This is a genomic window from Paenibacillus sp. FSL H8-0332 (assembly GCF_037963835.1).
Lineage (GTDB): Bacteria > Bacillota > Bacilli > Paenibacillales > Paenibacillaceae > Paenibacillus_AQ > Paenibacillus_AQ rhizoplanae.
Window position 1 is genome coordinate 3029078 of the sequence record NZ_CP150145.1, and the last position, 23029, is coordinate 3052106.

The window sequence follows — 23029 nt, forward strand, 5'->3', positions numbered from 1 at the left end:
AAGAGACCATGAATAGAGCAAACGGGCAGATACAGCCACAGAACACAGATGAAGCCTGGGCTAAATTACAGGAGAAGCTGGGAGACGAGCCGGTCAATCCGGTGTGGGCTACATGGGGCAAGCAAGAGACCCCTCTAGAGGAACAGACTGTCAAGGCGGATAGATCAGATAGAACAGAACCGGAAGCAGATGTTGTGCTTCAGGCAGCTAAGGCGGATGATCATGCAGCAGCGGAGCCAGTGCAAAATACAGGGCGGAAGTCACGCCGGCCTATGATGAGCCGCACCCGCAAGTGGGCAGCAGCGGCGGCAGGCGTAGCGATTTTCGCAGCAATACTAGCTACTCCGGTAGGAAATACAGCCATGGCAGCCTTGCTGAACCAGTTCAAGATGCAGGAAGCCACTGTTGTTGAAGAAGGCGATCTGCGGGATATGTTTTATCAGATAACAGAGAATGGTAATGGCAATATCGCGCAATCCCTTGAGGCCTTCGGTGACGTCTCAATCAGTAATGGTGAGATGAAGGAGAATGTTCCGCTCAAGGATATCCAAGGTTTGCTGGGCTACGCGCCGCTGAAGGGGTCCATTATGGATTCAGTCAAATTTGTTCAGGTAAGCGGGTCCCATGATATCACACTGAACCTGAAGGTGGAGGAAGTGAACAAGGCACTGAAACGCCTGGGCTCGAACAATCTGCTGCCTACCTCTGTAGATGGCAAGCCGATTACGCTTCATATCCCCGAGCAGGTGAATTACGATCTGGGCAGCGATCAGCACTGGGGTGCCTTGTCACAGATGAACACACCTGTCGTTACTGTAGATCCTTCTGTGGATCTGGACGAAGCGGTTGATGCCGTTGTGAACTTCCCGCTCATTCCAGATAATCTGAGAAACAGCCTGCAGAAGAGCCGGATCTTGTCCGGAGATCTGCCGATGCCGCTGATTAAGGGCAGTCATGATGAACAGATTACGGTGGCTGGTACGCCGGTGATTCTTACTGAAATGAAGTACAGTAACGGCAACAGCTATACGGCTGTCTGGGTACAAAAGGGGCAGTTTCTGCAGCTTAGCGGCGGAGACCTCTATCCTGAACGCGAGCAGTTCATTCAGAAGGTACAGGAGTTGATCACACAATGAGCAGTATCCCTGCGATTGATGCGAACGCCTTGACCAAAGCTTATCCGAACGGGCGCGGTTGCCGGGATGTTACTTTGACTGTGGGGAAAGGGGAAGCCTTCGGCTTCCTCGGCCCCAACGGTGCCGGTAAGAGTACCTTTGTTAAAATGCTGGTCGGACTCATCTCGCCAACAGGCGGCCATGCTTCCATCCTGGGCTATCCACTGGGCTCTATGGAAGCCAAAATGAAGATCGGCTATCTGCCGGAGCTGTACCGCTACCAGGATTGGCTGACCGGTGAAGAGGTGGTCAGGCTTCATGCCAAGCTGTGCCGGATTCCGACATCTGTAATGAATCAGAGAATTCCTCAGCTCCTGCAGGAGGTAGGTATCGGGCTGCGCGGAAGGGACCGGGTCAAGCATTATTCCAAGGGAATGCAGCAGCGGCTGGGTCTTGCATGTGCACTGGTGAATGACCCGGAGATTCTGTTCCTGGATGAACCCTCCTCAGCCCTTGATCCTATCGGGAGAATGGAAGTTCGGAAAATTCTGCAGCGGCTGAAGGAACGGGGAATTACTATTTTTCTCAACTCTCATTTACTTGAGGATGTTGAAGTGCTGTGCGACCGGATGGCTCTGCTGAGTAACGGAGCGGTCCTGCGGCACGGCAAAGTAGCGGAGATGCTGAACAAACGGACAAGCTGGTATTTCAAAGTGGGCGGATACACGCCTTTTTTGCTGTCCTGGCTTAATGAACATACAGGATTAGCTATCCGGCAATCCGTGCCTGCTGCGGGTAAATCAGGCTATGGTCCGGCACAGGAAGAGTCAGATTCGAGTGTTGTGTGGCTTGCGGCGGAGCTGGATCATGAGGAGCAGGCGGGCTGGCTGAACGGGCTGATGGTCCAGCAGGGGATGACGCTGTATCAGGTGATCCGCCAGACGGAGCGGCTGGAGGATTGGTTCATGGATGCGGTCGCCGGGCTCAGTCATAGGGGGGAGAAGGAATGAGAACCATACTGGAAATGACCTGGAAGGAAATGCTGCGTAAAAAAGTGATGCTGCTAACCCTGCTGCTGACTGTTGTGTTCCTGATTGCCTTCTGGTTCGTGGCGGATACCGTGGGGACGAACGATCCGGGGGCCGGAACGCTGGGGAATGGCAGCGGGTTATTCATGCAGTTCATGAACGGCGCTTTTATTCTAAGTCTGGGCTTCTTCTTCGGCGCGTTCGTTATAGCCTTTCTGGCGATCTTCAGCTCTTTCTCGGTGATAGCAGGTGAAGCGGAGCAGGGGGTCATGCAGGCCCTGTTGCCCCGGCCGCTGCCGCGCTGGAAATGGTATCTTGGCCGCTGGCTGGGCTTCGTTACGCTGGGAACGATCTATGCCCTCATTTTGTTCACTGCGATTCTGCTGATTACAAGTGCCCACGCGAATGTTCCCAGAGATGCGGTCGTGCTGGCGAAGTCATTCCTACTGTTCGCCTCTGTAGTTCCCTTGTTAATCTCCGTCTCCATGCTGGGTTCAGGACTATTCTCGGCCCTTGGCAACGGTGTGTTCATGACGATGCTCTATGGGGCAGGTTTTCTCGGAGGGATGGTAGATAAGCTTAGCGGATCGCTGAGTCTGGAGGAGGATGGACTGAAGGTGCTGAATAATCTGACCGGAATGATCTCGATGATTATGCCCGCAGATACCCTGCAGCGCAGAATGACTGTCGAGCTGTTCAGCTTGAAGGATATGAATGGTCTGGTGTCCATGAATAGCGGGGCGCTTAGTCTGATGAATTTCAATTCATTTCCGTCTAATACCTTTGTCGTATACGCTGTAATCTACACTGTGGTTATCTTTGGGCTGGGGCTTTTGCGCTTTCAGCGTAAGGATCTGTAGGAATCAACCCGTGCATACTTTAAAAAACAAACAAACAAAGCAGCGCCCCCGAAGGTTCCTGTTCAGGAGCTTCAAGGGCGCTGTTTCGCGTGCCGGGCGGCAATCATTTGGTCACGCCAATCTCGATCCAATCCGTAGACCAGTTACCGATCTCTCCAAGAATGGGAGCCAGTGCCGTACCTTTATCGGTTAGCGAATACTCAATTCGTACGGGCATCTCAGGATATACAGAACGCTGAATGATCCCTTCAGCCTCCATTTCCTTCAATCGGTCAGATAAGACCTTGCCGCTAAGATTGGACAAGCAATGCTCGATTTCCCCGAACCGCCGCGGACCCTCCATCAGGACGAACACGATCAGGGCTACCCACCGCTTGCTAAGCACATCTACCGCTTTCTCGAACCGGGGGCACATTTCAAAATCATTCATAAGGATCACCTCAGCATTCATTATATCATAAACTTACAATAAGTAATTATAAATATTTATATATATATTATAACTTGACGAAGTTATATTACAATGATAAACTAACTTACAAATAGTTACTATGACAAAACTTAAATATCAAAATTTAAAAGAAGCTTATGCTATCAAACTTTTAGGACGGTGCTCTTATGATCAACCCAGATATCCTATCTATACTACAGAACAAAATCAACCGGATTCCTATGGGAAACTCCACGAATATATTAGTCGGACCTATTACCCTGCCTGTCAATCTGGACGGGGAGACGATTACTTTCAAATGGTATAGCTGGCTGAACGTGACGGACGAAGAGCTTCAGCGCGCTGAAGGTAAGGAAGCTACCGAGCTGCTCATTAGCCGGTTGTCATCGATGAAGCTTGCGGATGGACAGCAGTCCAGTGTCCTGGTCTACGGAGATTTCGAGCATTCCGAGGAAGCGCTGATCCGGATGCACAGTATTTGCCATACCGGGGATATCTTCGGCAGCAAGCGCTGCGATTGCGGCTTCCAGCTGCACCAGTCGATGAAGATGATTGCGCAGCATGGCGCCGGGGCACTCTTTTATCTGGCGAATCATGAAGGAAGAGGTATTGGTCTGTTCAGCAAAGCGATGGCATATCTTCTTCAGGAAGAAGGGTATGATACCGTAGAGGCCAATCTGGAGCTTGGGTTCGCCGATGATTCCAGAGATTACACGGATGCAATTAGCGTACTTCAGCATCTGCGCAGCCATCCGGTGACCTTGATCACCAACAATCCGAAGAAGATGGAAGCACTTCGGGCTGCCGGAATGAACACGGTGAAGCGGGTGCCGTTATGGGGCGACGTATCGGTCTTCAATGAAAAGTATCTGCGGACCAAAGTGGCCCGTTCCGGACATCTGGAGGCTGTGCCGAACACGGATTTTTTTGAAGAAAGAGTGGCTAAATAAGCAGGCTGGACGGATATACATCCGTTCCATTATAATGGGGTACTGAACCCAATACTTAGCTTAGTGAGGTAACCTATGAATGCTATTCAAGTGCAGGACTTGCGCAAGACCTTCAAAGTCCAAAAAAACCGCGAGGGCCTCAAAGGGGCCTTCGCTGATTTGTTTAAGCGGCAATATTCCGAAGTAACGGCAGTGAAGGACATCTCGTTCAGCATTCCCGAAGGCGAAATCTGCGGGTACATCGGAGAGAACGGGGCCGGGAAGTCCACAACGATTAAGATGCTTACCGGGATTCTTGTGCCAACCGCCGGCAGTCTGACTGTCGGCGGCTTCGTGCCGTATGAGGAGCGCGAGAAGTTCGTGCAGAACATCGGCGTTGTCTTCGGCCAGCGCAGCCAGCTCTGGTGGGACATCGGTGTGATTGAGTCGTTCCAGCTGCTGCGCAAGGTATACCGCGTGTCCGAGCAGGATTTCAAAAAACGGCTGGATGAGCTGGTAGAACGCCTGGAGCTTCAGGATTTGCTGAACCGTCCAGTCCGCAAACTGAGTCTGGGCCAGCGGATGCGCTGCGAGCTGGTGGCGGCACTGCTGCACAATCCGTCCATTCTGTTCCTGGATGAGCCGACGATCGGTCTCGATATTGTCGTGAAGTCGGAGATCCGTGAATTCCTGAAGGACATGAACCGGGAGCATGGCACAACCATTCTGTTGACGACACATGATCTGCAGGATATCGAAGCGCTCTGTTCGCGGGTGATTATGCTTGATGACGGGCGGATTATCTACGACGGGGGTCTGGATGAGCTGAAGCAGCGCTGGGGAACCGGGCGTGAGGTGCAGTTCCAGTTCGGAACGGCCACGAAGCTGCAGCAGCTGATCGACTGGACGGAAGGCATGCCGGTTACCTGGACCGCAGAGAATGAGCTGGCGGCCAAGGTCTGGATTCCGCTGGAGCTGAATGTATCGGATGTGCTGGGCCGGGTCGTCGGACAGGCAGATATCACAGACATCAAAATCATCGAAACAAATACGGATGACATCGTCCGCAGTATTTACCAGTCAGGCTCAGCAGAGAAGCCGGAGGAGCGGATCGCCGCACTCAGCGATGAGAAAGAGGTTATCCATGTCTGAGAAGCTGGCAACGGCAGTTCCCTCCTCCGGTGGTTCTCCGGGCGGCTCCCGGGAGAATGGGCGGAGGCTGCTGCTTGGCGCTTATTTTGACTTTATTCGTATCCGGTTCCTGACGATGCTTGCTTACCGGGTGAATTACTATTCAGGAATTCTGATCTACACGCTCAATATCGGGGTGAACTATTTCACCTGGAAAGCAATATATGGAAATGGCGAGTCGCTCGGCGGCTTCACCGGGGCGCAGATGACCACGTATGTGGCGGTATCCTGGATGGCGCGGGCCTTCTACTTCAACAATCTGGACCGGGAGATTTCCACCGATATCCGTGACGGAAGCATCGCCATTCAGTTCATCCGTCCTTATAATTATGTTCTGGTTAAAATGATGCAGGGCCTCGGCGAAGGCCTGTTCCGCTTCATGATGCTGATGATCCCGGGCATGGTGATTGCCGTTCTGCTGTTTCCGGTACAGCTGCCTGCTGAGCCTTCGGCTTGGGCCGGGTTCCTGGTCATGCTGTTCTTCAGCTTCCTGATCAGCTCGCAGATTAACATTATTACAGGTCTGTCTGCCTTCTTCGTGGAGAACAATGAGGGGATGATGCGCATGAAGCGTGTGGTCGTGGATCTGTTCTCGGGGCTGATTGTGCCGATTACCTTATTCCCGGACTGGTTGTCCTCCGTGCTTAAGGTGCTTCCCTTCCAAGCGATTACCTATCTGCCGGGTTCTGTATTTACAGGCCGGGTGCAGGGGGTAGGCATCTGGAATGTGCTGGGTATCCAGGTCTTCTGGTTCCTGCTTCTGCTCATTCCGATTGTCTGGATAAATCACGCAGCGCGTAAGCGGCTGTTCGTGCAGGGAGGTTAAGCTGAGCTATGTACTACCTGGGCTTATTGATTGAATATCTGAAGAATTATATGAAAACACGGTTAACCTACCGCGCGGATTTCTGGGTGGAGGTCATCTCCGATCTGCTGTTCCAGGCGACGAACTTTATCTTTATCCTGGTCATCTTCATGCATACCGACAGCCTGGGCGGCTGGAATCAGAACGAAGTGGTGTTCGTCTACGGCTTCTTCATGGTGCCGTTCGGCGTGTTCAGCTGCTTCGTCAATATGTGGGGCTTCAGTGAACGGTATATTGTCAAAGGCGAAATGGACCGCGTCCTGACCCGTCCGGCGCATAACCTGTTCCAGATCTTCCTGGAGAATGTGGACCCGCCTTCACTGGTCGGCTCCTTCATCGGGCTGATCGTCATGGCGATCAGCGGCAGCAATCTGGGCCTGCCGTTTGAATGGTGGACCCTGCCGATGCTGATTCTTCTGACTCTCAGCGCAGTAGCCATTTATACGGGGATCTATACGACACTGACCTCGTTGTCGTTCTATTCGGATGCCCCGACAGGCATTCTGCCGCTGATGTATAACATCCAGACGTACGGACGTTATCCGGTAACGATCTATAACCGGGCGATTCAGGTGCTGCTTACCTGGATCATCCCGTTTGCTTTTGTCGGGATCTATCCGGCAGCCTTGTTCCTGCACCGCGATGAGATGCGGACGATGGCGCTGCTGACCCCGCTGGTCGGCGTGGTCTTCCTCAGCATCGGCCTGATGGCTTGGAGCTTCGGCGTCAAGCAGTACAAGGGCGCCGGTTCTTAAGAAGCTTGAATGAAATAGTTATACAGTGAGGGTTGTCCAGCAGCTTGAGAAATGGCTGCCGGGGCAGCCCTCTTTGTCAATAAAATAACAGCAATCGCTATCGGCAGGATGTTCGCTTTCAAGTGAAACGTACTATCCATATGCTTGGAAAATGCTACTTATCTAAAATTTGAAAGCGCATAATAAGAGAAGAGAGGCTAGAGCATTCTAATGGGAGAAAGAAGGACGGGGCAGAATGGACAAATACATAGTCGGTATTGACCTGGGCGGAACCAATATAAAGGCAGGCCTATTCGATGAGCATTTCACAGCGCTAGAGGAGCTATCTATACCCACAGAAGCGCAGCTTGGTCCGGCGCATGTGCTGGAGCGGATCAGGCTTGCCGTTACGCAGCTATGTGCAGAAAGCGGGACTTACGAGTCGCAGATTGCCTGTATGGGCATGGGAATTCCTGGCCTGCTCGACCCGGAGGAAGGACTGTCGGTCTTTTCACCGAATTTTCCCGCCTGGGAGCAGGTCCATGTGGTCAACGAAATGAAGCCGTACTACAGCTTCGATGTCTACATAGATAACGATGTGCGGGTTAATCTCTACGGGGAATGGCAACGGGGGGCCGGACAAGGGCATAACCATCTGATCCTGCTTACACTCGGCACAGGCCTCGGCTCAGGGATGGTTCATGACGGCAAGGTGCTCTACGGGACAACCTTCAGCGCTGGTGAAATCGGGCATATGAATATGTTCCGGCAGGGACGGCCCTGCCGCTGCGGAAGCTCTGGATGCCTGGGGCGGTATGTGTCTGCGGTGGGGATGGTGAATACTTTTAAGGAGAAGCTGGGGGCAGGTAGGGTCAGCCTGATTCAGACCTGGACCAAGCAAGACCAGGAGCAGATTACGGCGAAGATGATTTCTGAGGCTTATGATCTGGGAGACCTGCTGGCAGTTGAGGTTATGCATGAGACGGGGGAGCTGCTGGGATTTGGGCTGGCAAATGTGATCAATCTGTTGAACCCGGAGCTGATTATTATCGGGGGCGGCATGGCCGCAGCAGGAGACCGCCTCCTGAATAGTGTCCGCGATACCGTAAATGCCCATGCGCTGAAGCTGTCCGCTAGCCGGTGCCGGATTGTTCAGGCTGAGCTGGGCAGCCGAGCGGGTACGCTGGGTGCGGCTGTGTATGCTTATCAGAAACATAAGCATGTTCAACTAAACCATTCTAATTGAGCGAAAATTCGAGTGCGGCTGGCCGCATCCACCTGATGCAAAACTATTGAAATGCAATAATTCACCATATGTCCATATAAAAGCCCGGAATCGACATGAATCGTCAAATTAACCCAATGAATATAGTAACTTACAGGCGATATACTGATAACAGCGCAGAATACTGGAATATATATCCTTCTCTTTTAAGGAAGCAGCATGGATGATACTGCGAATTATAATCACGGGCAGATTGAATGTACCGTCATGCAGCTTGCTGAAGGTATTCATGCGTTCGTTTAAGGAGCCGTTAATGTTATGAATCTCGTAATTGGGGGCAATGGCGGTCTGGGCCATTCCATCACACAAGAATTACTGTCACGGGGCAAGCTAGTGACGGCTACATACCACCGTTCCAGTCAGGCTCTGCGCAGGCTGAAGGGGCCGCTGCTGACCCTGGCGGCAGTAGATGTAATGAATGAGAAGGTGCTTGCTGAAGTACTTAATGGGAAGACAACTGTCTATTTCTGCCTTAATGTGCCGTATCAGGATTGGTACTCATTCATGCCAGAGGCGCTTGAGCGGGTGACGCGCTTGCTTAAAACTGGTCAGACGCTGGTATTTCCGGGCAATATCTACGGTTACGGCAAGCTCCAATATCTTCCGGCGGATGAACGCCATCCGAAGGAGGCGCGAACCCGCAAGGGGAAGCTGCGGAATCAACTGGAGAAGCTACTTGAGACAGAGGCTGCGCAGCGCGGTTTCCGTTACGTGATTCCGCGATATCCGAATTGTTACGGTCCCAATGTCACGAACCGATTATTCGGACCGATCTTCAGCGGAGCCCTTCAGGCCAGAACGATTAAGTGGCCGGTGAAGCTGGATGTCCCGCATGATCTGGTCTATATCCGCGATGCGGCCAGAGCTGCCGTGCTGCTGGCGGAGAGCGGAGAACAGGGGGAGTGGCATGTGTCCGGCTCCGGCGCTATTGAGGGGCGGCAATTCCTGATGAACATCCAGCGTGCGGCAGGCAGTCCGGGGAAGTACTGTGCGGTGCCGGGCTGGTCAGTCGGATTAGCCGGTATGTTCAATAAGGAAGCTAATGAATTCCATGAGCTTCTGTATGAATTCGAGTATCCTCTGCTGCTGAATGATAATAAATTCATGAAACGGTTTCCTGAATATAATCCGACATCGTATAAAAATGCCATTAAGGAAACCATAGAATGGTTCCGTGAAGAACTGGGATAGCGGAATTAGCCAAGGGAAATGAGCGGCGGTGCTTTTATAACAGGCTTGCAGAATTGTACGCCTTCCCGGGTTGCATGATATGCTATAGGCAGTAATCACACGGGAGGTAATAGGATGACACGCGATATACAGCATGTGCCTTATGGTTATGAACCGCCAGCGAATGAACGTAAGGGAACGCTGATCTTCTATGATTCCTTCGAGCATATATCGGATATGGAGCTGCTTAAGGCGGCGGAGACGGCAGTGGAGCGCAAGTTCACGAAGCTGGTGCTCTACCCGCTGCATGAAGAAACCGTCCGGCGGATGACGAAGGAGCCGGTGAAAGCTTGGTATAAGCGGGACGACCGGCTGCATGAGTGGAAAAAAGACCAGGGACAATCCTTCATCACCGTGGAGAGCCTCGAAGGTAAGCGGAAGAAATATACCCCGCTGGATTCGGCGCTGCGCCATATCAGCGACATCTATCCCGCACCGTATTTTCTCTATCTGACTCCAGAGATGGCGATTCTGTTCGCTTCCTTCTCCTCCTTCGAGGAGTGGATAGTCAAGCTGCGCCTGCTGCTCTCCGAAGAGCCGGAAGAGGTCAATCCGCGCCTGGAAAAGTTCCGTCACCGCTGGGATGTGGCAGGCAGGGAACGCTGAACGGGTTACACCTTGGATTCTGAGTATAATTCCGTGAGGAGGATAAGCATGGGAGAGTCTTATCAACTGAATGTCGAATTGCAGCCGAGTGAAGTAATCATGCGGATCAAAGAGGGGATGACACAGCGGTCGGAGCTTCTGTATGAGGAGCTTAACGACCTGGGGAATGGCCGGATGATCGGGACGCTGATCTATGAACGCTTCTACTTCCGGTCCAGAAATCAGGCGGCGCTGGTAATCATCGTGGATAATCTGCGGGGAACGGGCAGTAATGTCCGTCTCATTCCGGCAGGCGCCTCCCAAGGCCTGGTTCTTAAGATGGATTGGGGCGCAGGCCAGAGTTTCGCATCTACAGTGGAAGAGATCCTTGAAGATTACGTAGTCAAGTAAGCCGGGAAGAAAATGAGTGAACTCAGGCCAGCCAAGCCTTGACAGCAGTGTTCGACTGCTGTAAGGACTGGCTGGCCTGTTCTGTGACAAGGTGTAGATGTGCGCAGCAGGAAGGAAATCCCGGATTATTTGTGAAGCTCGGCCTGCTTGCGTCTGTATGTGTACATTCTCCACTGATAATGAATGAAGCAGCCGATGCAGAAGCCGAGTATGGCAACCGTTGCTGCGATTCCAACCATAATGGTGAAGATATATCCGGCGATCGTCCAGCCAGCCAGAAAGCTGACCAGTCCGGCCGCCAGACAGAAGACGGCAATCTTTTGGTTGAATTGCTGCTGCTCCGGATCTTCCAGCACATAAGTAGAACGCGGCTTGGTCAGTAGTGGGCTGCTCAGCCTGATGACGGGATTATATCCGAAGATTAGACCCGATAATCCTGCGGCAAGCGGGAGGACGAGAATCCAGTGGAGGCCTGTGAGCAAGGCCAGTAATACAGATATGACAATGAAGGCCTGATTGAGCTTTACTAACGGCCGGGGAATTCCTTGCACTGTAGGCTTTTGATTCATTTAAATCACACCTTTCGTATTGGAATAATTAAATTTAATTAGATTATAGCCGCAGAACCGGTACGTGGCAATCCTAAAGAACTATCATTTAAAGGCGGAATTTAAAATTTGAAATTATTAACCATTGACATATGGAGTTTTTTTATGGTTTTATTATGTAGACCAATTGTTATAATGGTTGGATCGTCAAGATAAGGAAGTGTACAGCTTGTCGAGCAAGCATAATGCACGTGAAGCCATTGTGGATACGGCTTCGAGGTTGTTTTTTACACAGGGCTATCATGCTACCGGACTGAATCAGATCATCAGAGACAGCGAATCGCCTAAGGGTTCCTTATATTATTATTTCCCCCATGGCAAAGAAGAGCTGGCCCTGACCTGCATTAACCGGACTAGCGAAGAGGTAGCCCGTTTATTGCGCCATTATATGGAGAGTGAAGTGGCACCGGCTCAGGCTGTGCAGAATTTCATTCTGTCCATGGCCGATGAAGCGGAGAAATCCTCTTTTGAAGGACTGGTTCCGTTCAGCTTCTGGGTAGCCGTGGAGACTTCCTGTGTCAGCCATGAGCTGCGCACCGCTTGCCAGTGTGTCTTCAAGGATTGGCAGGATATCATTGCGAAGCGTCTGATCCGGGAGGGGGTACAGGAGGAAGCGGCAGAGTGCAAAGCTTCGGTGGTGGTCTCCTTGTTCGAGGGAGCGCTGCTGCAGGCGTTGACCTGCAGAAATATTCAACCGCTGGAAGCAGCGGCAAAGTGCATTCCGGCAATACTGGCTTAACCGTAATACGCAAGACCATAGAGAGAGATTACACAGATACCAGGAGGATACGAGAGTGAACGCAACTATGACTGACAAGGGGTCAAGCGAACCCCGGCAATTCAAGACTTTACCCATTCTGATCTCCCTGCTGATCGCCGGCTTCATCGGCATGTTCAGTGAGACCGCCCTAAATGTAGCTTTAAGTGATCTTATGAATGTCCTGCAAATTACACCATCGAAGGCGCAGTGGCTGACTACCGCCTATCTGCTGACGCTGGGCATTCTGGTTCCGATCTCCGGGATGCTTCTGCAGTGGTTCACCACAAGACAGTTGTTCGTCGCTGCCCTATGCTTCTCCATTCTTGGCACGTTTCTTGCGGCGATAGCGCCGAATTTCGAGTTTCTGCTCACCGCAAGAGTGGTGCAGGCCATGGGAACCGCGCTGCTCCTGCCGCTGATGTTCAATACGATTCTGATCATCATTCCCGCTGAGAAAAGAGGGGCGGCGATGGGACTTATCGGCTTGGTCATCATGGTAGCTCCAGCGATTGGACCTACAATTGCTGGTCTGCTGATTGAGAGCCTGAGCTGGCACTGGATCTTCTGGCTGTCGTTGCCGTTCCTGGTGATCGCTCTGCTCAGCGGAATCTTCTTCATGCAGAACGTTACGGAAGTGACGAAGCCGAAGATCGATGTTCTGTCCATTATTCTGTCCTCCTTGGGCTTCGGCGGTATTGTCTACGGATTCAGCAGCGCCGGTGAAGCGGAAGGCTGGGGAAGTCCGAAGGTTATAATCGCCATCGTGATCGGTGCGATTGCCCTTATTCTGTTCTGTATCCGCCAGTTGACGATGAAGCAGCCGATGATTGATCTGCGCGCCTTCAAGTTCCCGATGTTCGTGGTTGGGGTACTAATGGTGTTCATCTGTATGATGGTCATTCTCTCCTCGATGCTGATTCTTCCTATGTATCTGCAGCAGGGACAAGGGTATTCAGCCTTCAAGGCAGGATTACTGCTGCTGCCAGGCGGAATTATCAACGGGCTGATGTCGCCGGTCATGGGGCGTCTATTTGATAAATATGGTCCGAAATGGCTGGTTATCCCTGGACTGGTGCTCGTCGCCGTCTCCTTGTGGTTCTTCTCGGGGATTACAGCTACTTCGACCGTTGTCTTCGTGATCGTGCTTCACAGTGTGCTGATGATCGGAATCTCCATGATTATGATGCCTGCACAGACGAATGGTATCAATCAGCTTCCGCTGGAATACTACCCGCATGGTACAGCCATTATGAATACACTCCAGCAGGTGGCGGGTGCGATTGGTACAGCGCTGGCAGTAAGCATCATGACCTCCGGCTCCAAAAGCTACATGCAGACCGTCACTAACCCGGCTGATCCGCTGAACATCGGCGCTGCCTTCACCCATGGGGTGCAGAACGCCTTTATCTTCGGGATGGTCATGGCTATTATAGGTCTGGTAATTGCATTCTTCCTTAAGCGTGTCATCATTTCGCACAAGGCTCAGGCTTCTATGCACTAATTCATCTGCAATTGAATAAGAACCTCTCCTTGGTAAAATGGGCAACCATTTTGCCAAGGAGAGGTTTATTTGTGTTTGCTAATGTATGAAGGCGGATGTGAGGGGGATGGACTTCGTTTGGTTAATACTGTATATTGAGCATAGATTAACGATGTATAGGCGAAACAAACAGGAGGGAATGCCGATGAAGGTCAGCAAAGAAATGCTGAAGGGGAGCACAGGGACGATGATCCTTACTCTGCTGCTGGACAGGCCGCTGTATGGGTACGAGCTGATTAAGGAGCTGGAGCAGCGCTCGCAGGGAGTTTTTGCCCTGAAGGAGGGTACGCTCTACCCGATTCTACATGCGATGGAGAGTGAACGCTGGGTGGAAGCGTATTGGATGGAGGTAGACGGACGCAGACGCAAGTATTACCGGCTACTGGATGAGGGCAAGCACAAGCTTAAGGAGAAGAAGGCGGAGTGGGCGCTGTTCAAGGGCGCCATGGATACCGTTCTGGGGGAGGGCAGCGGCTGATGGAGCAGAGTAAGAAGGATCTGGAGCATTACCTGGATACAGTATGCGCCGAGGTCAGGGCGAAAGGGATGCACAATGAAATCCGGGACGAGCTCAGCGGGCATTATGCAGACCTGGTGGCAGAGCGGATGCAGCTTGGTAATTCCGAAGAAGAAGCCCAGGAGTACGCTATCGCGCAAATGGGCGACCCGCAGGCCGTAGGCAGAGAGCTGCACCAGATCCATAAACCACGCATTCCTTGGGGGCTGCTGGCCGGTGTAATATTGTTGTCAGCGGTAAGTCTGCTGGGGATGGCAGCTGTGGAAGCGGGGTTTGGGGATTATTACAAATTTCCTGATGCCCTTATGCTGCGCCAATCTGTGTATATCGTTCTTGGGATCGCGGTCATGACCATCATGTATTTCATCAATTTCAAGCACGTGCTGAGAGCTTCGGGATTTATTTATTGCGCAGCATTCATGGCGATTCTCTTCAGCATATTGGTAGGTCTTCAGGTGACTAATGGCGTTAGGCGTTATGTGGGCATCCTGGGACTCTTCTTCGATGTGATCGGATACAGTCCTTATGTGTTTGTGGTTGCCCTGGCAGGAATATGGAACAGACAAGGCTTCATGAAATCATGGAGCGGACGAACAAGAGAATTGGCGGAATTATCGTTATTGCTGCTGCCGGCCGTGATTTATGCGGTTATCCCCGCTGTTCCTGAACTGATTCTATATCTGGCCGTATCCCTGACGCTCTATATCTGGATGACACGCCGCTGGATTAGAGGTGCGGTAATTGCTGTAACATGTCTAACCGGCGGGGCAATCTATGTGTGGAACCAACTGCAACTGCGGGAACGAATCATGGCGGCAATTCAAGCGGATCATAGGGATACGGGCGCAGGCTACTTGAATAGTGTAATTCACAACACGCTAACCTCCGCAGGCTGGAGAGGACAGGGAATGGGTTATAGAGGAGCGGAAGAACGCTTGTTGTTTCCTTATACGGACCTTTTTCCTGTGTACCTGATCCAATGCTTCGGCTGGGCCGGAGGCCTGCTGCTGCTTGCGCTGACTTGCTGGTTTGTACTCAAAATGGTCTCCTACGCCCGCGCGGTAAGCGATACCTATGGGCGGATGCTGATCCTTGCGTTGACGCTGATGCTATCGATCCGCTTGTTGTATGGCTTGTCTATACTCAGCGGCAGAATGCCGCTTACATCCATACCGTTTCCCTTCCTAAGCTACGGGCAGCATGTCCTGATTGAATTCGCCGCTGTCGGATTGCTAATGGGGATCTACCGGCGCAAAGATATGCTCCCGGCGGGGCAAGCTCCATCTTCACTATAGACGCTCCCTGGGGCTGCACCGTATACTGGAAGGGTAAATATGGGATAAGGCAGGTGAGGAATAAGCATCGTGAACAAGCTGCGATATACAGGCACAAGACTCGGATTACTGTTAGGTGCAATGATTGTAAGCGGGGCTGCACTTCTGGGCGTAATGACAACGGCTGCAGCGGCACCCGTGACTGCTGAGACATCGTTTACACCAAGTACAGTTGTGAAGAAAAACAGTCTCCCCGGCGGGTTTGTCTATCTGGATGAGGTTATTCCCACGGCGCAATATGAGATCCGTTATTATAGTGAGAATAATTTTACCGGCACCAGGGTGGACGGGTATAAGGCACCGCTGGCAATCTTCTCGCGGACTGCCGCCGCTGCGCTGAAGAAGGTCAGTGAAGACCTGGAACAGAAGGGCTATATCCTGAGAATCTATGACGCTTACCGTCCGCAGCAAGCCGTCAACCACTTTGTGCGCTGGTCGCAGGATGCAGCCGATCTGAAGATGAAGCCACAGTATTATCCGAAGCTGGACAAGCGCAATCTGTTCAAGCTGGGCTTCATCGCCAAGAAATCCGGGCATTCCCGGGGCAGCACGATCGACCTGACCCTGGCTCAGAAGAGCACAGGCAAGCTGGTGGATATGGGCAGTCCTTATGATTTTTTTGGTGAAATCTCTTACTATAATACGACGCTCATCAGCAGCACCCAGCATGCTAACCGCAAAATTCTGAAGGATGCGATGACGAAGCATGGCTTCAAGCCGTACGCTAAGGAATGGTGGCATTTCACACTGATTAAGGAGCCTTACCCGAAGCAATATTTCAACTTCAAAGTGGAGTAGGGCTGTTCCAGAGCTGTACAGAACGGTTAATGGATAATGTAAGGTTAATCTCTGAAGCATGCGTGCATAATATTCGAATACAGGAGAGGTGGGATCGATTTGTTCAAAAGAATCGTAGCCGTATTCCTTAGTGTAATGTTATTTGCAGCAGGAGCAGGTGTATTGACCAGTCATAACGTTAGTGCAGCCGGAAGCTTGAGGATTATCGTGAATGGTCAGGAATTGCAGCTAGGCGGGGCATCGGCCTATACCGACGGACCGGACATCATGCTCCCGCTGCGGGAAACGGCCCAAGCCCTCAAATATAAGGTCAGCTTCAATGGAGCTACCGGCACATTCCTGCTGGAACGGTTCCAGGAGAGCGTTCAGTTCAGATTATCTGGTAAGGAGCTTATGCTGGACGGCAAGAACAAAGTACCGTTTACAGGCGGCTTTGAGTTAAAACAAAAAAAGGCGTACGCGCCGCTGTCTTTTTTTGCAGCGATCGGGTTAGTCACTTCCTATAATCCGGAAACAGGCCAGGTTGACGTATATACACCGGAGGTAATGGCAGGTGCCGTAGCAGGTCTGCTTGTAACTGGTAACTATCCGGCGCTGAAGGAGCGGTATTACGCCAAGGATGCAGAACCCGCTGCTCTTCCGGTGCTCCAGCAGAGCTTGGAAGGGATTAACACGCTGGCGGGCAGCTACTTCGGAGTGAAAACCACCACCAGCACACAGCAGGATGGAGTAATGACGATTGTGAGTGTATTGTCATTCACCAAAGCGGAGGCCGTATTGACTCTGGAACTGGGCGCTTCAGGTAAGCTCACCAAGCTAACTCTAACGCCGGTCCAGGCAGCCAGTGAAGTATGGGCCAGCCCGGCTCAACCCTAGATTCGCATAAGACATAACTCTACTCCCAAGGGAGAATTCCACGGCTTAAGTATAGCTGCAGGAATTCTCCCTTTAACTTTCTGTTGACAGAATGCCGGAAAGAGAGTAATTTAAAATTCGAATTAAACAATGTTTAAATCGTTGATTAGATCAATGATTAAGATTCTGTGACAGAGGAGGGCGACAAGCTGCATTATGGTTAAATTTAAATTGGGCAACAAAGCTGATGCTTCAGATAAAGATACGAAGCAACTTATCCTCGATGCCACGGTTGCGCTGATCCGCGAGGAGGGATTCCGCTGCATTACCCTGCGCAGTATCGCGGCAAGGGCGGAGACCAATCTGGCGCTGGTGAACTACCACTATGGCTCCAAGGAGAAGCTGTTTGGCGACGCAGTGAAGCAGCTCGTGGGCACCTTTGACGATGCTTTTAAGGCACTTGAGGATACTTCAATGCCGCCGAAGGAGCGTATGAAGTTATTTTTCACACGGTATATTATGAATCTCAGCCGTTATCCCGGGATGGCCCGGCAGATGCTGGATCAGAGACACCATATTATGGGCTCACACGATGAATATGCGAAATATTCCAAGCTGATGCGGATTGAGCGGATTCTGGATGCTCTCGGGGAGATTACCGGCGAACAGGACCGCGATAAGCTCATGATGATGAACATGCAGATCTACGGGGCGATTGTCTTCCCGGTCATTATGGTCAGCAGTTTGCCGAAGGAACGGGAGGATCTTCAGCAGATCTTCAAGCTGGCCCCGCTGGAGGAGCAGATTGACGGATTGTTTGAGCAGTATTTTCACAAGTATAACTAATCATGAATAGAGAAAAGAGTGGACAAGAGAATGTCAAAACCTATGAATCCAAGTAGTACCGCCGCCGCAGAGGCGCCGTTCTCGCTGAGAGCTATACTTCCATCGTTGCTGGCGATTATTGTCGGCATGATCATGGTTATTCTGGACAGCACCGCAGTCAATGTGGCCGTTCCGAATCTGGTGCAATATTTCGATACGGATCTGAAGACTGTTCAATGGGCCATTACCGGCTACACGCTTGCGCTCGCCGCTGTAATTCCGCTGGCAGGCTATATGACGGACCGCTTTGGCTCCAAGCAGGTGTTCCTAACGACCATTGCGATGTTCGTCCTCGGCTCTGTATTATGCTCCGTAGCCCAGACCTCGGGACAGCTGGTCCTCTTCCGTGTCATTCAAGGTCTTGGCGGCGGCATGGTCGCTCCTATCGGGATGGCGATGGTCTTCCGACTGGCTCCGGTAGAGCGTAGAGGTTCTATCATGGGGATGCTCGGTATTCCAATGCTGCTTGCTCCGGCTCTTGGACCGATCCTCGCAGGCTATCTGGTGGAGTATGTAAGCTGGCACTGGATTTTCCTGATTAACCTGCCTATTGGTATCGTGGGTATTATTCTTGGTCTTAAATATTTGCCGGTCATCGAGAAAAAGGGAAGAGCTCACCTCGATATCTTCGGGATCATGTTGGCCCCGATCGCATTCTCTATGCTGGCTTACGGCGTTAATCAAGGCGGCGGTGAGAGCTGGACTTCAACCGGAGCGCTTGTAGGATTATCAGTCGGCGGCGTTGCACTGGTGCTGTTCGTCATCGTTGAACTGCTGCAAAAGCATCCGCTGCTGGAGCTGCGCGTCTTTCGTTCCTCGGACTTCACACGCGGGATTATTCTGTCCTGGGTTACACAGGCGGCGTTGTTCGGCTCCATGCTGTTCGTTCCGCTGTATCTCCAGCAGATCCGCAATTACACGCCGCTGGAGACCGGGCTTATCCTGCTTCCCCAGGCGCTGGCTTCCGGAGTAGGGATGCCGCTGGGCGGCCGCCTGTTTGACAAAATCGGTGCCCGTCCGCTGGTATTCGTAGGTCTCAGTATTATATCGACGGCCCTGTTCCTTCTATCTGGAGTTACAGTAGACACCAGTCTTCCTCTTATTATACTGTCTCTGGTCATGATGGGCCTCGGTATGGGTCTGTCGATGATGCCGGTCAATACCCATGTCCTGAACTCTGCGCCGCGTGAATGGGTGAACCGGGTTACCCCGCTTACTGCCGCTGCCCAGCAGGTTGTGGTATCGTTCGCTGTTGCCGGCATGACCGGGTACCTCACCAGCCAGATTACCGTGCATATGGGTAAAATGACGGCCGGAAGCAATCCGCTTGCCGCTGCTGTACAGGGCTTCGGGGATGTCTTCTTCCTCTCGGGCTGCATCGCCGTGGCCGGAGTGGTCCTCAGTCTGATTCTGCGCCGTCCCAAGACAGCGGGCGCTGCACCTTCTCCTGAAGAACAGCAGAAGGATGCTGCAATGATGATGGGGCATTAATCGGCCACAACTATTGCTACAGCCATTATAGAAGACAAATGTTATAGACATACAAAGAGCGCCCCTGACTGCCGGTTGGCAGGGGGCGTTTTTTGTGCTTTTTGAACGATCCGGAGGGAGCAGATGCAAAAGAGGGAGCATGGGTGCGAGCCGGATGTATGTGGAAAACCGAGTACAATGGGCGGGGGCCATTAAAACCTATAAGTGCGCCCGCCGCTTCCTGAGCAGCCTTGCCGGCGACACAATATGCAGCTTGCCCAGCAGCTCGGAGGCCAGAATGCCCAGCAGGACAAGGGTGGCACCGGTGTAGCCCTGGAGGGAAAGCTGTTCCTGTGCGAACAAGTAGCCGAAGAAGGCAGCGAATACCGGCTCAAGTGCGAAGATCAGACCGGTGCGGGTCGGTGTAGTGTACTTCTGGGCAACCGGCTGGATGATGAACCCGCAGGCGCTGCAAAAGATCCCCAGAGCCAGAATCGCGATCCAGCCCGGGAGGGTGGACGGCAGCGAAGGCGTCTCGAAGATGGCGGATAGAATCAGGGCATAGCCCCCGGCGAAGCCGAGCTGCAGAATGCCGATATTCAGCGAGTCGCAGGTCTTGACCGCCCGGCCCGTCACGAGAATCTGCACCGCATAGAATACTGCGGACAGAATGCAGAGCAGATCACCGGGCTGAACTTGCAGCGATCCGTTCAGCGTAAGCAGCCCGATGCCGCTAATGGCCAGGATCGTGCCGAAGATCTGCGGGGGAGCGACTTTTTTTCGGAAGATCAGCACCTCCAGCATAGGGACAAAGACAACAGTCAATGCAACCAGGAATCCGGCGTTAGAGGTCGTGGTGGTCTTCAGCCCGAAGGTGATGCAGGTGAATACGCTAAGCAGCAGGAAGCCGAGCAAGGCTCCGTATTTCAAGGTTCTGGCATCCATACTGCGCAGCCGTCTGCGGAACAACAGCCCCGCCAGAATGAATGCAAGTCCGAAACGCAGTGCAATCAGATTGAATTCTCCCAGTGTACCCAGTCCCAGCTTCATGAACAGGTAGGAGGAGCCCCAGAATAGTGTTACTACAATGAGCATTAGCTCGGCCTTTAGCGGCTTCATTCAGTCATCATCCTTCTTAATTTCAAGTGAGTATAGTATAATACGCTCGAATACATAAGGTAACTGAATGTTTATCATAAGATACATGAGAGATTGTCATGCTAAGTGAGGGGGCTGGACATGAGTCTGATTAAGTATGAAGTGTTTCTAAAAGTGGTGGAGCTGGGCAGTTTGACCAAGGCAGCGGAGATGCTGGGCTTCACCCAATCCGGCATCAGCCACACGCTGAGCAGTCTGGAGCAGGAATTCGGCTTCCCGCTGCTCGTACGTAGCCGTTCGGGTGTGAAGCTGACGGTGAACGGGGAGCAGGTGCTTCAGCCGATCCGGGAGATTCTGAATTGGAATGAGCAGCTTAAGCAGCAGGTAGCGGATATTCACGGTCTGGAGACGGGTACGATCACGATCGGCACCTTCACCAGTGTCTCTGTCCATTGGCTGCCGGACATCATCAAGCAGTTCCGTGAGGAATATCCGTACATTGAGTTCAAACTGATGGAGGGTGGTTATCTGGAGATTGAGCAGTGGATCGAGGCTGGGGTGGTTGATTGCGGCTTCCTCTCATTGCCGACAAGGGAGCGGTTCGAAGTCATTCCGCTAATGCAGGACCGGATGCTGGCGATTCTCCCGCTCGGCCATCCGCTGAGCAAGGCCCCTTATATGCCGCTGGCTCAGATCGCCTACGAGGACTTCATCATTCCGAAGCCCGGTTCGGACTATGATGTACAGCGGGTGCTGGAGAAGGCTGGAATTAAGCCGAACATCAAATTCTCGGCCGGGGACGATTACGCCATTATTGCCATGGTGGAAAAAGGTCTGGGCATCAGCATCCTCCCGGAGCTGGTCACCCGTTTCCAGTATGAGCGTGTAGCCATGCTTGAGCTGGAGGAGCAGAGCTTCCGTTCTCTGGGCATTGCGGTCAGCTCAATGAAATATGCTTCTCCTGCAACAAGGCGTTTCCTGCAGCATGTGCAGAACTGGTCTTCAGGCGGGGATGAGAGTTGACTTTATAAATCCAGCGCAAAAAGGCATGTTTTCAATTTTGAAAACATGCCTTTTTGCCAATGTGCATCCGTGCCTCACCCGCTTAATTTACGCCCCTCATTGTCGAGAAACAACAACTCGTAGTATTTTTTTGGCCGACCCTTACTGTTGTTCCTTTTTTCAAATACCGCTTGTACTTGTTTACTTTCTTCGATTTTGTTAAGGATGCGGTTTGCACCTTTGACGGTCATAGACAGGCACTCCGCAACATCCTCAGAGGATAGCTTATTGGTTCGCATGATTTCTGCGTAGGACATGATTTTTTGCAAATTGATGTTGTTGATTCCGATGGTTTTGGCTAACGCAAGGATTTCCGGGTCCCCCTGTTCGGAGAAATGGATGATATTCATGCTCCGCATGGGGCCGGCAACCTTCTGATTCTCGTCTATAAAAAAGCTGCTGCTGCCCGTATAGGCTTCTGCCTGTCTGTGAGCCTTGGTGGCGTTGACGTTCGCTTGAAAATATTCATGCCCCGAGCCCCAGCCGATCTTTACCTTGCCCTGTATGCGCTCCTCCAGATACTCCAGCAGGGAACAGTTATGAGCGTTAGAGGTGATTCTCATGAAATTGCCGAAGGTGGTGTACAGTCTGACATAGCCTTCTGAGATTTGGGCCGTGTCAGCCAGATTCATGCTATGCAGAAACCTGCCAACCAGGGCTTTCAGCTCTTGAAGCTGCTCCTCAGATGGTGGCTGCTCATTGTGGACCGATAAGTATGCGACAACGGCCCGCTGGTTCTTAAGCTTACGGATGGTAATCTCGTTGATGATCTCGCTGATGGTCTCTTTAACGCTCTCCAAAGTGGGCCGGATTAAGATAAATTTGACGCCGTGCCTCTGGAGTTCCGGAACAAAGTGGCCGAACGCCGTGATGGACAGATCTATTTTCTTGTCTTCCCACAGACTGATATGGTTCTCCAGCATGGTCTCCACCCGTTCGGACAGATCTCCGCAGTCAACGGGCTTTCCCTCATGAGTCAGGTATTGCTGGAATTCGCTGAAAGATTCGATGATATATGCATAATCCACATAGATCCGGGAGATATCAAGTCCAGGTTCTGTAACCAGCAGCCGGAAAAGCTCCCTGTACAGCAGGTTCTCATCATCCTGCAAAATGTGAACAGGGACTTTATCATCCAGGCATTCCTTATCGATGGACTCGTAGAGCATCCTGCCACTGATCACAAATCCATCCACCGAATCTAAGTTTTTGAGATAGATGTCCGTTGTTTCCCGGAAATTGCTGATGGTAAGGAAGCGGAACTGGCATAAGGGACGCATTTCTTTTTCAATGGCGCGGAAATAGTCCATATGGGTCTCAGGCGTGATAATACCCAGCTTGATTTTCATGGTAGATTCCTTTCATAAAACAGTTCAATCAAAAGAGTTATATCACAATAAAAGTGTTCTTAAAAAGTC

24 protein-coding genes are annotated in these 23029 nt (G+C 51.8%); 20 read left to right on the forward strand and 4 right to left on the reverse strand.

The genetic code is table 11. The features are described 5' to 3' along the window. The first annotated feature begins 8 nt into the window (after positions 1-8). Genes NST43_RS13105 through NST43_RS13115 form a run of 3 tightly spaced genes read left to right on the forward strand, consistent with a single transcriptional unit; the run spans position 9 to position 3003 of the window. Positions 9-1136: a hypothetical protein gene (locus NST43_RS13105; RefSeq protein ID WP_339224811.1), complete on the forward strand. Its 1128-nt coding sequence runs from the start codon at positions 9-11 to the stop codon at positions 1134-1136. Then, the gene (locus NST43_RS13110; RefSeq protein WP_339224812.1) at positions 1133-2125 is read left to right on the forward strand and encodes an ABC transporter ATP-binding protein; all 993 of its coding nucleotides are present in this window, start codon (positions 1133-1135) and stop codon (positions 2123-2125) included. The genes NST43_RS13105 and NST43_RS13110 overlap by 4 nt, the downstream gene beginning before the upstream one ends. Then, positions 2122-3003, forward strand: a complete 882-nt coding sequence (locus NST43_RS13115; RefSeq protein ID WP_339224813.1) for an ABC transporter permease — start codon at positions 2122-2124, stop codon at positions 3001-3003. Before NST43_RS13110 ends, NST43_RS13115 begins: the two co-directional genes overlap by 4 nt. Before the next feature lie 103 nt (positions 3004-3106). Here the strand turns inward: NST43_RS13115 and NST43_RS13120 are convergent, their stop codons facing one another. Beyond that, the gene (locus NST43_RS13120) at positions 3107-3433 is read right to left on the reverse strand and encodes a helix-turn-helix domain-containing protein (protein WP_209986135.1); all 327 of its coding nucleotides are present in this window, start codon (positions 3431-3433) and stop codon (positions 3107-3109) included. A 188-nt stretch (positions 3434-3621) separates the two neighbouring features. Here NST43_RS13120 and NST43_RS13125 point away from each other — a divergent pair, with 188 nt between their 5' ends. From NST43_RS13125 to NST43_RS13160, 8 genes are all read left to right on the forward strand, one after another. Continuing rightward, complete coding sequence (locus NST43_RS13125; RefSeq protein ID WP_209986140.1) at positions 3622-4404, forward strand: GTP cyclohydrolase II; 783 nt, start codon at positions 3622-3624, stop codon at positions 4402-4404. A gap of 75 nt (positions 4405-4479) precedes the next feature. Then, complete coding sequence (locus NST43_RS13130) at positions 4480-5535, forward strand: ABC transporter ATP-binding protein (RefSeq protein ID WP_209986143.1); 1056 nt, start codon at positions 4480-4482, stop codon at positions 5533-5535. 70 nt (positions 5536-5605) lie between these two features. After that, the gene (locus NST43_RS13135; RefSeq protein ID WP_339225409.1) at positions 5606-6400 is read left to right on the forward strand and encodes an ABC-2 family transporter protein; all 795 of its coding nucleotides are present in this window, start codon (positions 5606-5608) and stop codon (positions 6398-6400) included. Between the two features lie 8 nt (positions 6401-6408). Further along, positions 6409-7194, forward strand: a complete 786-nt coding sequence (locus NST43_RS13140) for an ABC-2 family transporter protein (RefSeq protein ID WP_339224814.1) — start codon at positions 6409-6411, stop codon at positions 7192-7194. Positions 7195-7429: 235 nt separating this feature from the next. After that, a complete protein-coding gene (locus tag NST43_RS13145) occupies positions 7430-8419 on the forward strand; it encodes an ROK family protein (protein WP_339224815.1) in 990 nt (329 codons plus the stop codon). Positions 8420-8716: 297 nt separating this feature from the next. Then, positions 8717-9649, forward strand: coding sequence for an NAD-dependent epimerase/dehydratase family protein (locus NST43_RS13150; protein WP_339224816.1), 933 nt, complete (start codon positions 8717-8719; stop codon positions 9647-9649). A 114-nt stretch (positions 9650-9763) separates the two neighbouring features. After that, on the forward strand, positions 9764-10294 hold the full coding sequence (locus tag NST43_RS13155) for a hypothetical protein (protein ID WP_339224817.1): 531 nt from the start codon (positions 9764-9766) through the stop codon (positions 10292-10294). 48 nt (positions 10295-10342) lie between these two features. Further along, positions 10343-10684 carry a DUF6054 family protein gene (locus tag NST43_RS13160; RefSeq protein ID WP_339224818.1) on the forward strand — a complete coding sequence of 114 codons (342 nt, stop codon included), beginning with the start codon at positions 10343-10345 and terminating at the stop codon, positions 10682-10684. Between the two features lie 125 nt (positions 10685-10809). Here NST43_RS13160 and NST43_RS13165 read toward each other — a convergent pair whose 3' ends face one another. Then, positions 10810-11253 carry a DUF4395 domain-containing protein gene (locus NST43_RS13165; protein WP_339224819.1) on the reverse strand — a complete coding sequence of 148 codons (444 nt, stop codon included), beginning with the start codon at positions 11251-11253 and terminating at the stop codon, positions 10810-10812. A 208-nt stretch (positions 11254-11461) separates the two neighbouring features. Here NST43_RS13165 and NST43_RS13170 point away from each other — a divergent pair, with 208 nt between their 5' ends. From NST43_RS13170 to NST43_RS13205, 8 genes are all read left to right on the forward strand, one after another. Further along, complete coding sequence (locus NST43_RS13170) at positions 11462-12031, forward strand: TetR/AcrR family transcriptional regulator (protein ID WP_339224820.1); 570 nt, start codon at positions 11462-11464, stop codon at positions 12029-12031. Positions 12032-12098: 67 nt separating this feature from the next. Then, positions 12099-13553 (forward strand): DHA2 family efflux MFS transporter permease subunit, encoded by a 1455-nt coding sequence (locus NST43_RS13175; protein ID WP_339225410.1) that lies wholly within the window; start codon positions 12099-12101, stop codon positions 13551-13553. Positions 13554-13737: 184 nt separating this feature from the next. Next, positions 13738-14070, forward strand: coding sequence for a helix-turn-helix transcriptional regulator (locus NST43_RS13180; protein ID WP_209986167.1), 333 nt, complete (start codon positions 13738-13740; stop codon positions 14068-14070). Continuing rightward, positions 14070-15404 (forward strand): FtsW/RodA/SpoVE family cell cycle protein, encoded by a 1335-nt coding sequence (locus NST43_RS13185; RefSeq protein ID WP_339224821.1) that lies wholly within the window; start codon positions 14070-14072, stop codon positions 15402-15404. Before NST43_RS13180 ends, NST43_RS13185 begins: the two co-directional genes overlap by 1 nt. 69 nt (positions 15405-15473) lie before the next feature. Then, a complete protein-coding gene (locus NST43_RS13190) occupies positions 15474-16241 on the forward strand; it encodes a M15 family metallopeptidase (RefSeq protein ID WP_339224822.1) in 768 nt (255 codons plus the stop codon). A 99-nt stretch (positions 16242-16340) separates the two neighbouring features. After that, positions 16341-17117, forward strand: coding sequence for a stalk domain-containing protein (locus NST43_RS13195; RefSeq protein WP_339224823.1), 777 nt, complete (start codon positions 16341-16343; stop codon positions 17115-17117). A 210-nt stretch (positions 17118-17327) separates the two neighbouring features. Then, positions 17328-17942: a TetR/AcrR family transcriptional regulator gene (locus NST43_RS13200; protein WP_339224824.1), complete on the forward strand. Its 615-nt coding sequence runs from the start codon at positions 17328-17330 to the stop codon at positions 17940-17942. Positions 17943-17984: 42 nt separating this feature from the next. Continuing rightward, positions 17985-19472 carry a DHA2 family efflux MFS transporter permease subunit gene (locus NST43_RS13205; protein WP_339224825.1) on the forward strand — a complete coding sequence of 496 codons (1488 nt, stop codon included), beginning with the start codon at positions 17985-17987 and terminating at the stop codon, positions 19470-19472. 198 nt (positions 19473-19670) lie between these two features. On the opposite strand, the gene NST43_RS13210 is transcribed toward NST43_RS13205, so the two are convergent. Continuing rightward, positions 19671-20570: a DMT family transporter gene (locus NST43_RS13210; RefSeq protein ID WP_339224826.1), complete on the reverse strand. Its 900-nt coding sequence runs from the start codon at positions 20568-20570 to the stop codon at positions 19671-19673. A 120-nt stretch (positions 20571-20690) separates the two neighbouring features. On the opposite strand from NST43_RS13210, the gene NST43_RS13215 reads away from it, so the two are divergent. After that, positions 20691-21572 (forward strand): LysR family transcriptional regulator, encoded by an 882-nt coding sequence (locus NST43_RS13215; RefSeq protein WP_339224827.1) that lies wholly within the window; start codon positions 20691-20693, stop codon positions 21570-21572. A gap of 74 nt (positions 21573-21646) precedes the next feature. On the opposite strand, the gene NST43_RS13220 is transcribed toward NST43_RS13215, so the two are convergent. Beyond that, entirely contained in the window at positions 21647-22960 is a 1314-nt protein-coding gene (locus NST43_RS13220) for a transcriptional regulator (protein WP_339224828.1), read from the reverse strand. Positions 22961-23029 lie beyond the last annotated feature (69 nt).

Excerpts from the sequence above, each read along its gene's own strand:
- NST43_RS13185 (WP_339224821.1), top strand. The coding sequence starts at position 14,070 with ATGGAGCAGAGTAAGAAGGATCTGGAGCATTACCTGGATACAGTATGC.
- NST43_RS13220 (WP_339224828.1), bottom strand. The coding sequence starts at position 22,960 with ATGAAAATCAAGCTGGGTATTATCACGCCTGAGACCCATATGGACTAT.
- NST43_RS13150 (WP_339224816.1), top strand. The coding sequence starts at position 8,717 with ATGAATCTCGTAATTGGGGGCAATGGCGGTCTGGGCCATTCCATCACA.
- NST43_RS13140 (WP_339224814.1), top strand. The coding sequence starts at position 6,409 with ATGTACTACCTGGGCTTATTGATTGAATATCTGAAGAATTATATGAAA.
- NST43_RS13165 (WP_339224819.1), bottom strand. The coding sequence starts at position 11,253 with ATGAATCAAAAGCCTACAGTGCAAGGAATTCCCCGGCCGTTAGTAAAG.
- NST43_RS13130 (WP_209986143.1), top strand. The coding sequence starts at position 4,480 with ATGAATGCTATTCAAGTGCAGGACTTGCGCAAGACCTTCAAAGTCCAA.
- NST43_RS13105 (WP_339224811.1), top strand. The coding sequence starts at position 9 with ATGAATAGAGCAAACGGGCAGATACAGCCACAGAACACAGATGAAGCC.
- NST43_RS13110 (WP_339224812.1), top strand. The coding sequence starts at position 1,133 with ATGAGCAGTATCCCTGCGATTGATGCGAACGCCTTGACCAAAGCTTAT.
- NST43_RS13210 (WP_339224826.1), bottom strand. The coding sequence starts at position 20,570 with ATGAAGCCGCTAAAGGCCGAGCTAATGCTCATTGTAGTAACACTATTC.
- NST43_RS13155 (WP_339224817.1), top strand. The coding sequence starts at position 9,764 with ATGACACGCGATATACAGCATGTGCCTTATGGTTATGAACCGCCAGCG.
- NST43_RS13175 (WP_339225410.1), top strand. The coding sequence starts at position 12,099 with ATGACTGACAAGGGGTCAAGCGAACCCCGGCAATTCAAGACTTTACCC.
- NST43_RS13205 (WP_339224825.1), top strand. The coding sequence starts at position 17,985 with ATGAATCCAAGTAGTACCGCCGCCGCAGAGGCGCCGTTCTCGCTGAGA.
- NST43_RS13120 (WP_209986135.1), bottom strand. The coding sequence starts at position 3,433 with ATGAATGATTTTGAAATGTGCCCCCGGTTCGAGAAAGCGGTAGATGTG.
- NST43_RS13215 (WP_339224827.1), top strand. The coding sequence starts at position 20,691 with ATGAGTCTGATTAAGTATGAAGTGTTTCTAAAAGTGGTGGAGCTGGGC.
- NST43_RS13125 (WP_209986140.1), top strand. The coding sequence starts at position 3,622 with ATGATCAACCCAGATATCCTATCTATACTACAGAACAAAATCAACCGG.
- NST43_RS13180 (WP_209986167.1), top strand. The coding sequence starts at position 13,738 with ATGAAGGTCAGCAAAGAAATGCTGAAGGGGAGCACAGGGACGATGATC.
- NST43_RS13115 (WP_339224813.1), top strand. The coding sequence starts at position 2,122 with ATGAGAACCATACTGGAAATGACCTGGAAGGAAATGCTGCGTAAAAAA.
- NST43_RS13160 (WP_339224818.1), top strand. The coding sequence starts at position 10,343 with ATGGGAGAGTCTTATCAACTGAATGTCGAATTGCAGCCGAGTGAAGTA.
- NST43_RS13145 (WP_339224815.1), top strand. The coding sequence starts at position 7,430 with ATGGACAAATACATAGTCGGTATTGACCTGGGCGGAACCAATATAAAG.